General features: G+C 53.7%; 10 protein-coding genes. All 10 read left to right on the forward strand.

Annotated features, from left to right (window positions below):
* Window positions 1-31: 31 nt before the first annotated feature.
* The 10 genes from mutL (at window position 32) to rnr (ending at window position 11,833) form a co-directional block, all read left to right on the forward strand.
* Window positions 32-1,870 (forward strand): DNA mismatch repair endonuclease MutL, encoded by a 1,839-nt coding sequence (mutL, locus tag NXS97_RS15415; RefSeq protein ID WP_014594725.1) that lies wholly within the window; start codon window positions 32-34, stop codon window positions 1,868-1,870.
* A complete protein-coding gene (gene miaA, locus NXS97_RS15420; RefSeq protein ID WP_013027405.1) occupies window positions 1,863-2,813 on the forward strand; it encodes a tRNA (adenosine(37)-N6)-dimethylallyltransferase MiaA in 951 nt (316 codons plus the stop codon). Before mutL ends, miaA begins: the two co-directional genes overlap by 8 nt.
* A 104-nt stretch (window positions 2,814-2,917) precedes the next feature.
* Window positions 2,918-3,232 (forward strand): RNA chaperone Hfq, encoded by a 315-nt coding sequence (gene hfq, locus NXS97_RS15425; protein ID WP_013027404.1) that lies wholly within the window; start codon window positions 2,918-2,920, stop codon window positions 3,230-3,232.
* A gap of 75 nt (window positions 3,233-3,307) precedes the next feature.
* Window positions 3,308-4,588 carry a ribosome rescue GTPase HflX gene (gene hflX, locus NXS97_RS15430; RefSeq protein WP_014594724.1) on the forward strand — a complete coding sequence of 427 codons (1,281 nt, stop codon included), beginning with the start codon at window positions 3,308-3,310 and terminating at the stop codon, window positions 4,586-4,588.
* Between the two features lie 166 nt (window positions 4,589-4,754).
* Window positions 4,755-5,987, forward strand: a complete 1,233-nt coding sequence (gene hflK, locus NXS97_RS15435) for an FtsH protease activity modulator HflK (protein ID WP_013027402.1) — start codon at window positions 4,755-4,757, stop codon at window positions 5,985-5,987.
* A gap of 3 nt (window positions 5,988-5,990) precedes the next feature.
* Window positions 5,991-6,995 (forward strand): protease modulator HflC, encoded by a 1,005-nt coding sequence (hflC, locus tag NXS97_RS15440; RefSeq protein WP_013027401.1) that lies wholly within the window; start codon window positions 5,991-5,993, stop codon window positions 6,993-6,995.
* 55 nt (window positions 6,996-7,050) lie between these two features.
* Window positions 7,051-7,251, forward strand: coding sequence for a DUF2065 domain-containing protein (locus tag NXS97_RS15445; protein WP_013027400.1), 201 nt, complete (start codon window positions 7,051-7,053; stop codon window positions 7,249-7,251).
* A gap of 166 nt (window positions 7,252-7,417) precedes the next feature.
* Complete coding sequence (locus NXS97_RS15450) at window positions 7,418-8,716, forward strand: adenylosuccinate synthase (RefSeq protein ID WP_013027399.1); 1,299 nt, start codon at window positions 7,418-7,420, stop codon at window positions 8,714-8,716.
* Window positions 8,717-8,937: 221 nt separating this feature from the next.
* Entirely contained in the window at window positions 8,938-9,381 is a 444-nt protein-coding gene (nsrR, locus tag NXS97_RS15455; protein WP_014604899.1) for a nitric oxide-sensing transcriptional repressor NsrR, read from the forward strand.
* Window positions 9,382-9,397: 16 nt separating this feature from the next.
* Window positions 9,398-11,833, forward strand: a complete 2,436-nt coding sequence (gene rnr, locus NXS97_RS15460) for a ribonuclease R (protein WP_013027397.1) — start codon at window positions 9,398-9,400, stop codon at window positions 11,831-11,833.
* Window positions 11,834-11,869 lie beyond the last annotated feature (36 nt).

The raw sequence follows: 11,869 nt of genomic DNA on the forward strand, positions 1-11,869 counted from the left end.
TGCCGGGTTGTCAGCCACAAGGATATCCAGCATGCCAATACAAATTTTGCCGCCGCAACTCGCAAACCAAATTGCGGCGGGAGAAGTGGTTGAGCGTCCTGCATCGGTCGTCAAAGAGCTGGTGGAAAACAGCCTTGATGCCGGGGCGACGCGCATTGATGTGGAAATTGAAAAGGGTGGCGCAAAACTGATTCGCATCCGCGATAACGGCTGCGGTATAGCGAAAAATGAGCTGGCAATGGCGCTGGCTCGGCATGCCACGAGTAAAATTGCTTCGCTGGACGATCTTGAGGCCATTATGAGCCTGGGCTTTCGCGGTGAAGCCCTGGCCAGTATCAGCTCAGTGTCTCGTCTGACCCTGACATCGCGCACGGCCGAGCAAAACGAAGCCTGGCAGGCGTATGCTGAAGGGCGCGATATGGACGTTACTGTTAAGCCCGCCGCCCATCCTTGTGGATCGACGCTGGAAGTGCTTGACCTGTTTTACAACACGCCAGCCCGGCGCAAATTCATGCGCACTGAAAAAACTGAATTCGGGCATATTGATGAAGTGATCCGGCGCATCGCGCTGGCGCGCTTTGACGTGGCTATCTCATTAAGCCATAACGGCAAACTGATGCGTCAGTACCGGGCCGTCAATGATGACGGGCAACGTGAGCGTCGGCTGGGTGCCATATGCGGGACGACCTTCATGCAGCATGCGCTACGCATAGACTGGCAACATGATGACCTTGTATTGCGCGGCTGGGTTGCCGATCCGTCCGGCTCCCGTCAGGTGAGTGATATTCAGTATTGCTATGTTAATGGCCGCATGATGCGTGACAAGCTGATCAATCATGCTATACGTCAGGCGTTTCAGAGCCAGCTACAGGATGATCAGCACCCCGCTTACGTCTTGTATTTAGAGATAGATCCGCATCAGGTCGATGTAAATGTGCATCCGGCAAAACACGAAGTGCGTTTTCATCAGTCACGTCTGGTGCATGACTTCATCTATCAGGGCGTCATGAGCGTGCTGCAGGAAAGCGCCTCCCCGGTTCTGCCAACGTTACAGGCTGAAGAACCCACTCCGCGTTGGCAGCAGGAAAACCGCCAGGCGGCAGGCGGCAATCATTTCAGCCAGCCGGCTGTCACAGGTGACGCGGCCAGGCCATCGGTTGCACCCGCCTGGCAAAATAAAGACGCCGGATACAGCCAACGCGAAGGCCGGGTTTACCAGCAGCTTCTTAAAACGCCGGCGAGTTCGCCGGCAACCAAAAGTGCCGAGCCTGCGGCACGAGAGCCGGTCAGTGCCGTGCCACCTCTGGCGGCTCACGCCCACAGTTTTGGCCGCGTGTTAACCGTGCTTGAAGGCCAGTATGCTCTGCTTGAGCAGGGCCAGCGGTTACTGCTAATGGCTCTGCCTGTGGCAACCCGCTGGTTAAAGCAGGCACAGTTAGAACCTACCGAAGGTGGGCTGAAATCACAGCCGCTTTTGATCCCGGTGCGGTTAAAAATCGCCTCGGCGGAGCGCAAGGCGGCCCAGGAAAATCTCAGCCTGCTCAACCTGATGGGCATTGATTTACACCCTGAGGGTGACCACATTATCCTGCGTGCGGTGCCTTTACCGTTACGAACACAAAATTTACAAATCTTGATTCCTGAACTGTTAGGCTATCTCGCCCGGCAGCAAGAGAACTCTGCTACGCAACTGGCCCAGTGGCTGGCGCGACGTGAAGATGCAGAGCCTCAACACTGGAATCACTCCCAGGCGATTACCTTGCTGGCTGAGCTCGAAAGGCTTTGTCCGCAGTTACTGAAATCGCCACCTTCTGGCTTAGTACAAGCCATTGAGATTGAGAGCGCGGTCAACGCGTTGAAGCATGAGTGAACTGAACCAGGCTGGCCGGCCAAAGGCAATATTTTTGATGGGGCCTACAGCGTCAGGCAAAACCGCATTAGCGATCGAATTGCGCAAGCACTTACCTGTAGAGCTTATCAGCGTAGATTCGGCTCTGATTTATCGTCAGATGGATGTCGGTACGGCAAAACCCTCTGCAGAAGAGCGGGCGCAGGCGCCCCATCGTTTGCTGGACATTCGCGATCCTGCCGAAGCCTATTCGGCGGCAGAGTTCCGGCGGGATGCGTTAGCAGAAATGGCGGATATCGTTCAGCATGGACGAATTCCGTTGCTTGTTGGTGGAACTATGCTCTACTTCAAGGCGTTACTTGAAGGATTGTCGCCGCTGCCCTCGGCCGATCCGGAGGTTCGTCAAAAAATAGAGCAAATGGCGAATGAAAGAGGCTGGGAAGCTTTACATCGTCAACTTTGCGAAATTGATCCGGTCGCAGGCAGTCGTATTCATCCGAATGATCCGCAGAGACTTTCGCGAGCACTGGAAGTTTTTTTTATTTCGGGTAAAACTTTAACGGAACTGACAAAAATTTCTGGTGAAGCGTTACCCTACGATGTGCATCAGTTTGCTATCGCCCCCGCGAACCGCGAACTGTTGCATCAACGCATCGCACTGCGTTTTGATCAGATGTTGGCGTCAGGATTTGAAGCGGAGTCTCGGGCCCTGTTTGCACGAGGTGATTTGCATACGGATATGCCTTCCATTCGTTGTGTTGGCTATCGCCAGATGTGGTCGTATTTGGCTGGCGAGATCGATTACGACGAAATGGTTTATCGGGGAGTTTGCGCAACCCGGCAACTCGCTAAACGCCAGATGACCTGGTTACGTGGTTGGGAAAATATTCACTGGCTAGACAGTGATGAACCTCACTCAGCGCGTGATACAGTACTGAAGGTTGTTAGTGCGAAGCATGGGTGATTGTGTACAATTGGCAAGTTACGTGCGCAAATTTTTACGCAGTTTTTTTCAGAACCACTGTGTTCTACAAGCAACAAACAACAAGCATATAAGGAAAAGATAGAATGGCTAAGGGGCAATCATTACAAGACCCGTTTCTGAACGCACTGCGTCGTGAACGTGTTCCGGTTTCGATTTATTTGGTTAACGGTATTAAGCTGCAAGGTCAGATCGAATCCTTTGATCAGTTCGTGATCTTGTTGAAAAACACGGTAAGTCAGATGGTTTATAAGCACGCCATTTCTACCGTCGTGCCTTCACGCCCGGTTTCTCACCATAGCAACAATACCGGCGGTGGCAGCAGCAACAATTACCATCATGGCGGCAGCAGCACTTCTGCGCAGTCGCAGCCACAACAAGACGGTGATAACGCAGAGTAAGGCGGCACCGTTTAACCAGGATCGGAAAGCGTCAGGTTTTCCATCCTGGTCTTTTTATATAAGCGAGGTTATAGCTTGTTTGACCGTTATGATGCCGGTGAGCAGGCCGTACTGGTACACATCTGGTTCTCCCAAGACAAAGAGCTGGAAGATTTACAGGAATTCGAAACCCTGGTGTCTTCTGCTGGCGTTGAAGCACTGCAGGTTGTCACCGGCAGTCGTAAAGCGCCACACCCAAAGTATTTTGTCGGTGAAGGAAAGGCCGTTGAAATTGCCGATGCGGTAAAAACAAGTGGAGCATCGGTCGTTCTTTTCGATCATGCTTTAACGCCCGCTCAGGAACGTAATCTTGAGCGCCTGTGCGAGTGCCGTGTTATCGACCGCACTGGCTTGATTCTTGATATTTTTGCCCAACGCGCACGTACCCACGAAGGTAAATTGCAGGTTGAGCTGGCGCAGTTGCGTCACCTTGCAACACGTCTGGTACGTGGCTGGACGCACCTTGAACGCCAGAAGGGCGGGATTGGCCTGCGTGGTCCGGGTGAAACCCAGTTAGAAACTGACCGCCGTTTACTTCGCGGGCGCATTAGCCAGATTTTGTCGCGTCTTGAACGTGTTGAAAAACAGCGCGAGCAGGGCCGCCAGGCGCGTGCCAAAGCGGACGTCCCGACTGTTTCACTGGTGGGCTACACCAACGCCGGTAAATCTACTCTCTTTAACGCCATTACGTCTGCCAATGTCTATGCCGCGGACCAGCTGTTTGCGACGCTGGACCCCACGCTGCGTCGGCTAAACGTCGCTGATGTGGGCGACGTGGTGTTGGCCGATACCGTTGGCTTCATTCGCCACCTGCCGCACGATCTGGTTGCCGCCTTCAAAGCTACCCTGCAAGAGACGCGTCAGGCCACGCTGCTGATGCACGTGATCGATGCCGCCGATGTCCGGGTTAATGAAAATATCGGCGCGGTTAATGAGGTGTTGGAGGAAATCGACGCTGATGAAATCCCCACGTTACTGATCATGAATAAGATCGACATGCTGGACGGTTTTGAGCCGCGCATCGACCGTGATGAAGAAAATATGCCTGTCCGCGTGTGGCTCTCTGCACAGTCCGGCGTCGGCATTCCTTTATTGTGGCAGGCGCTTTCCGAGAGGTTGTCCGGTGAAATTGCGCAGTATGATTTACGTCTGCCGCCGGAGGCGGGTCGCTTACGCAGCCGCTTCTATCAGTTGCAGGCGATTGAAAAAGAGTGGAACGAAGAAGACGGCTGTGTAGGGTTGCATGTGCGTATGCCCGTGATTGACTGGCGCCGCTTGTGCAAGCAGGAGCCGTCGCTGACCAGTTATATTGTTTGATATTGCCAAATCGAACTTACTCTGAGGATTTTATGTTGTCGTGCGGCGTTGGGGGTTTGCTCTCTGACAGTGACTTTGCAAAGGGTCAGGGCAATGAGCGTAGCCAGCGTAGCGACAATACGGAATACAACGGGTAAGCCGCTAAAACTATAAATGGAGTAATGACATGGCGTGGAATCAGCCCGGAAATAACGGACAGGACCGCGACCCGTGGGGAAGCAGCAATAATCAAGGCGGCAACTCTGGGGGAAATAAGGGAGGTAAGGAATCTGGGCCTCCTGATCTGGATGATATCTTCCGTAAACTGAGCAAAAAGCTCGGCGGATTCGGTGGTGGCAAAAAAGGTGATAACGGTCAGCGCAGTTCCGGTGGTAGTGGCAAAATCTTTGGTATCGTCGCCGTAGCCGCCGTCGTCATCTGGGCCGCGAGCGGATTTTACACGATAAAAGAAGCCGAGCGGGGCGTAGTCACTCGCTTTGGTAAGTTCAGCCACCTGGTGGAGCCGGGCCTGAACTGGAAACCGACCTTTATCGATCAGGTGCGCGCGGTCAACGTTGAAGCCGTTCGCGAACTGGCGGCATCAGGTGTGATGCTGACCTCTGATGAAAACGTCGTGCGCGTTGAAATGAACGTGCAGTATCGCGTTACCGATCCTGAGCGCTATTTATTCGCGGTGACCAGCGCCGACGACAGCCTGCGTCAGGCAACCGACAGCGCCCTGCGTGGCGTCATTGGTCGCTCTACCATGGACCGTATTCTGACCGAAGGTCGTACGGTCGTGCGTAGCGAAACCCAGCGTGAAATCGACGAAACCATTCGTCCTTACAATATGGGCATTACGGTTCTCGACGTGAACTTCCAGGCGGCACGTCCACCAGAAGAAGTGAAGTCGGCGTTTGACGATGCGATTGCCGCACGGGAAAACCGTGAGCAGTACGTACGTGAAGCCGAAGCCTATGCCAACGAAGTTCAGCCGCGTGCTAACGGTCGTGCACAGCGTGTTCTGGAAGAAGCACGTGCCTATAAAGAGCGTACGGTTCTGGAAGCACAGGGTGAAGTCGCGCGTTTTGCCAAGCTGTTGCCTGAGTACAAAGCCGCGCCGGAAATCACCAAAGAGCGTCTGTATATCGAGACCATGGAACGCGTGCTGAGCCATACACGTAAAGTGCTGGTGAACGATCGCGGTAACAATCTGATGGTCCTGCCTCTCGATCAACTGATGCGTGGCGGCGAGTCTTCATCCGCGAAGAGTGGACAAAAAAGCAGCTCAACATTGCCCTCGCTTTCCGATCGCAGTGCCAGCCGCAATGACACGTCGTCATACAGTCCAGACAGCATCATGGATCAGCGTCGAGCCAATGCTCTGCGCAACGATACCCAGCGCGAAGGGAGAGAGTAATCAATGCGTAAGCCAGTAATTGTACTAATCATTATCGCGTTGGTGGCCTTTTATGCGTCGCTGTTCGTGGTTCAGGAAGGCGAGCGCGGTATCGTTCTGCGCTTTGGTAAAGTGTTACGCGATAGCGAAAACAAACCGCAGGTGTTTGCGCCGGGTCTTCATTTTAAAATTCCGTTTATCGAAACGGTTAAGATGCTGGATGCACGTATCCAGACCATGGACAACCAGGCCGATCGCTTTGTAACCAAAGAGAAGAAAGACCTGATCGTGGACTCTTACATCAAGTGGCGCATCAGCGATTTCAGTCGTTACTACCTGGCGACCGGTGGCGGGGATGTTTCTCAGGCTGAAGTCCTGCTGAAACGTAAATTCAGTGACCGTTTACGTTCAGAGATGGGACGTCTTGACGTTAAAGACATCGTGACCGATTCACGAGGCCGTTTAACCACCGACGTGCGCGATGCATTGAACACCGGTACGGCGGGCGGTGACGACGAAGTTGCCACGCCTGCTGCGGATGATGCTATCGCCAGTGCAGCCGCGCGGGTTGAGCGTGAAACCAACAGCAGCGAACCTGCGCCTAATCCAAACAGTATGGCGGCGTTAGGGATTCAGGTTGTAGATGTGCGCATCAAACAGATCAACCTGCCGACGGAAGTGTCGGATGCGATCTTCAACCGTATGCGCGCAGAACGTGAAGCCGTTGCACGTAGTCAGCGTTCGCAGGGTCAGGAAGAGGCCGAAAAACTGCGCGCCCAGGCCGATTACCAGGTCACCCGTACGCTGGCAGAAGCACAGCGTGAGGCATTGATTACCCGCGGTGATGGTGATGCAGAAGCGGCGAAACTGTTTGCCAACGCATTCAGCCAGGATCCGGATTTCTATGCCTTTATCCGCAGCCTGCGCGCGTATGAAAACAGCTTCAATGAAAATCAGGACGTCATGGTGCTGAGCCCGGATAGCGACTTCTTCCGCTATATGAAGGCGCCTTCTAACGCCACGCGTTAAGAACTGATATAACTAACAGGCCGACAATGTTGTCGGCCTTTTTTTTGGATGCAGTATGAACGTGAATATCTGGATGGCACTGGCGTTGGTTCTGGTGCTGGAAGGCCTGGGGCCAATGTTTATGCCACGTCTGTGGCGACGTGTGATTTTGAGCATGACACAATTGCCCGATCGCCTGTTACATCGATTTGGCGGGGGATTGGTGGTGGCAGGAATGGTGATTTACTGTATGTTGCGTCTGCATGGCGAACTCTGATGCGTTCAGCCTCGCCGTCTGAATGGTATCTCAGCCTCGATTTTACCCCTGGATGTTGTAGTGATCAAAACTCAGGCAAAAAAGCGCGCAATCGTATGCTAAAAGTGCTGAAAACCGAAAAATCAGATGGTAGAATCCTTTTTTAAGCAATCGGTGATTTTGAGAAATGGGTAAGAACGTCGTCGTACTGGGCACCCAATGGGGTGACGAAGGTAAAGGTAAGATTGTAGACCTTCTGACTGAGCGCGCTAATTACGTTGTGCGTTATCAAGGCGGCCACAATGCGGGCCATACACTTGTCATCAACGGTGAAAAAACCGTCCTCCACTTAATCCCTTCTGGCATTCTGCGTGACAACGTTACCAGCATCATCGGTAATGGCGTGGTGCTTTCTCCTGAAGCTCTGATGAAAGAGATGAAAGGCCTGGAAGAGCGTGGAATTCCGGTACGCGAACGTCTGCTGATTTCTGAAGCCTGCCCGTTGATCCTGCAATACCATGTGGCAATGGATATGGCGCGCGAGAAAGCGCGTGGTGCAAAAGCCATTGGTACCACAGGTCGCGGTATCGGTCCTGCTTATGAAGACAAAGTAGCCCGCCGTGCACTGCGCGTCAGCGACCTGTTTAACAAAGAAACCTTTGCAGCCAAGCTGAAAGAAGTGATCGACCTGTATAACTTCCAGCTGGTGCATTACTACAAAGAAGAAGCCGTTGACTACGACAAAGTGCTGAGCGATGTGATGGCGGTTGCCGACATCCTCACCAGCATGGTTGTTGACGTTTCTGAACTGTTAGACGTGGCGCGTAAGCGTGGCGATCTGATCATGTTCGAAGGTGCCCAGGGCACGCTGCTGGATATTGACCACGGTACTTACCCCTATGTGACCTCCTCAAATACCACTGCCGGTGGCGTGGCGACGGGGTCAGGTATTGGTCCACGCTTTGTGGATTACGTCCTGGGTATCGTTAAAGCTTACTCAACGCGTGTCGGTGCAGGCCCGTTCCCGACCGAGTTATTCGACGAAACCGGTGAGTTCCTGTGCAAGCAGGGCAACGAGTTTGGCGCCACAACAGGCCGTCGCCGCCGTACTGGCTGGCTGGATGCGGTCGCTGTACGTCGTGCCGTGCAGATTAACTCGCTCTCCGGCTTCTGTATGACCAAGCTGGACGTGCTGGATGGTCTGAAAGAAGTGAAAATTTGTGTGGCTTACCGCATGCCTGATGGCAGCGAAGTCACCACCACGCCGCTGGCAGCGGAAAACTGGGAAGGCATTGAGCCGATCTACGAAACCCTGCCGGGCTGGAGCGAGACAACCTTTGGCGTGAAAACGCTGGAAGGCCTGCCCCAGGCCGCGCGTGACTACATTAAACGTGTAGAAGAAGTGACCGGTGTGCCAATTGATATTATTTCAACGGGTCCAGACCGTAGCGAGACGATGATTCTGCGCGATCCTTTCAACGCATAATCATCCTGTGGCCGGACATTGTCCGGCCTTTGTTTTTTATGTAATTTGATGCCACTAAACGCCCCTTCGCTTGTCAAACCCTTCACTGGCTGAAAAAATACACAGTCGTCAACAGTCTGGTTTATCATCGTAGCTCGATACGAAAGAGCCAGTTCAACATTGAAATAAAGAGCAGGACGGGCGAGCATAGACGTGCCACCGGATGATTGACTGAGGTCACTGTGCAGCTAACAAGTTTTACCGATTACGGCCTGCGGGCGCTGATTTACATGGCCACCTTGCCGGAAGGCAGGCTGACCAATATCACTGAAGTCACCGATACCTATGGCGTATCGCGTAATCATATGGTCAAAATTATCAATCAGCTTAGTCGTGCAGGATTCGTCTCCGCCATTCGTGGTAAAAATGGTGGTATCCGCCTGGGCATGAGCGCCAGGGACATCGTGATAGGTGAAGTGGTACGCAAAATGGAGCCACTACAGTTAGTGGATTGCTCGAACTGCTCTATCGCGCCCGCCTGCCGCCTTAAAAAGGCCTTACATGACGCCGTGCAGCTGTTTTTACAGGAGCTGGATGGCTACACGCTGGCAGACTTAGTAGAAGGTAATACACCTTTATATGAAATTATATTGTCCGAACCGCCGGTGGCAATGAATATTAAATGACATCGGAGGAACCGTAATGTCAAAAGATCCTTTTCTGGACAGAGAAGCTGAAAAGTACGAAAACCCTATTCCAAGCCGTGAATTTATTCTGGCGTTATTAGAAAAACGAGAAAAACCGGCCAGCCGTGAAGAGCTGGCACAAGAGATGAACCTGCAGGAAGAAGAACACCTCGAAGCCTTGCGCCGTCGTTTACGTGCGATGGAGCGTGACGGTCAGTTAGTTTTTACCCGCCGCCAGTGTTATGCCTTGCCAGAACGTCTCGATCTGCTCCGTGGAAAAGTCATTGGCCACCGTGATGGCTATGGCTTTCTGCGCGCAGAAGGACAAAAAGACGATCTCTACCTGTCTGCGGAACAGATGAAATTCTGCATGCACGGCGACGTGATTCTGGCCCAGCCACTGGGTGCGGATCGCAAAGGCCGCCGTGAAGCCCGTGTGGTGCGGGTACAGGAACCGCGTAACAATCAAATCGTCGGCCGCTACTTTACGGACGCGGGCGTGGGATTTGTGGTGCCTGATGACAGCCGTCTGAGCTTCGACATCCTGATTGGCCCTGACGAAACCATGAATGCCCGAATGGGCTCCGTGGTGGTGGTTGAACTGTTGCAGCGCCCAACGCGTCGTTCGAAGGCGATCGGCAAAATCGCAGAGATTCTGGGCGATGACATGGGCACCAGCCTGGCGGTCGATATGGCGCTGCGCACGCATGAAATTCCGCACAGCTGGCCGCCAGAGGTTGAGGCTCAGGTGGGCAAACTGAATGAAGAGGTCCCGGAGTCGGCAAAAAAAGGCCGTGTTGACCTTCGCGATCTGCCATTGGTCACTATTGATGGTGAAGATGCGCGCGACTTCGATGATGCGGTTTACTGCGAGAAAAAACGCGGCGGCGGCTGGCGGCTGTGGGTCGCGATTGCGGACGTCAGTTACTATGTTCGTCCCGGCACACCGCTGGACAACGAAGCGCAGCAGCGCGGTACCTCGGTCTATTTCCCTTCGCAGGTGGTGCCGATGCTGCCGGAAGTGCTGTCGAACGGCTTGTGTTCGCTGAATCCACAGGTCGATCGCCTGTGTATGGTGTGCGAAATGACCGTGTCGTCAAAAGGTAAGCTCACCGGCTTTAAGCATTATGAAGCCGTGATGAACTCCCATGCACGTCTGACCTATAACAAAGTCTGGAATATTCTGCAGGGCAATCCGGAACTGCGTGAGCAATATGCGCCGCTGGTGAAAGACCTGCAGGAACTGCACAACATGTATCAGGTGCTGGAAACGGCCCGTGAAGAGCGCGGCGGCATCTCATTTGAAACCGAAGAAGCGAAATTTATCTTCAACGCGGAACGTCGAATTGAACGTGTCGAGCGCACCTCACGTAATGATGCCCACAAGCTGATTGAAGAGTGCATGATTCTGGCAAACATTGCCTCCGCGCGTTTCGTCGAGAAGCATCAGGAACCGGCACTGTTCCGCGATCACGATCGTCCCAGCGATGACAGTATCAAAAGCTTCCGCACGGTATTGAATGAGTTGGGTCTGAGCTTACCGGGCGGTAACAAACCGCAGCCGATCGATTACGCCGCGCTACTGGATCAGGTTGCCGATCGCCCCGACGCGGAAATGCTGCAAACCATGCTGCTGCGTTCCATGAAACAGGCGGTGTACGATCCGGAAAACCGGGGCCACTTTGGCCTGGCGCTGGCCTCTTATGCGCACTTCACTTCGCCAATCCGCCGCTATCCGGATTTGTTACTGCATCGCGCCATCAAGTATCTGCTGGCAAAAGAGCAGGGCGAAGTAAAAGGCCTGACCACGGCTACCGGCGGCTACCATTACGATATGCAACAGATGCTGCAGCTGGGCCAGCACTGCTCCATGACAGAGCGCCGTGCCGATGAGGCCACTCGCGATGTGGCAGACTGGCTGAAGTGTGACTTTATGCAGGATCAGGTAGGCAACGTCTTTAACGGCGTGATCTCCAGCGTGACCGGATTCGGCTTCTTTGTGCGCCTGAGCGATCTCTTTATCGACGGGCTGGTTCATGTCTCTACGCTGGACAACGACTACTATCGTTTCGATCCGGTAGGGCAGCGACTGATTGGCGAATCTGGCGGTCGTACCTATCGCCTGGGCGATACCGTTGAAGTCCGGGTCGAAGCGGTCCATATGGACGAGCGTAAAATCGACTTTGCGCTGGTTTCCAGCAAGCGCCAGGTACGTGGCGAAGGCAAAACGGAACGGGATAAGGCGAAGCGGAACGCTAAGGCACCGACGAAGCATCGCCGCCAGGCCGGTCGCAAAACGAATTTCGAGCCGGATTCAGCCTTCCGCAACAGCAGCAGTCAGCCTGCTGCAGCAAAGACTGAGAAAAAAAGTAAAAAAGTTTCCGAGAAAACCCGTAAAATCGCCGCCGCCACCAAGGCTAAGCGTGCCGCGAAGAAGGCGAAGCCGGCCTGATGCGCACATCAGCCCCTGCGTGCATGCAGGGGCTGT

The organism is Pantoea sp. B623 (genome assembly GCF_024814475.1).
Lineage (GTDB): Bacteria > Pseudomonadota > Gammaproteobacteria > Enterobacterales > Enterobacteriaceae > Pantoea > Pantoea ananatis.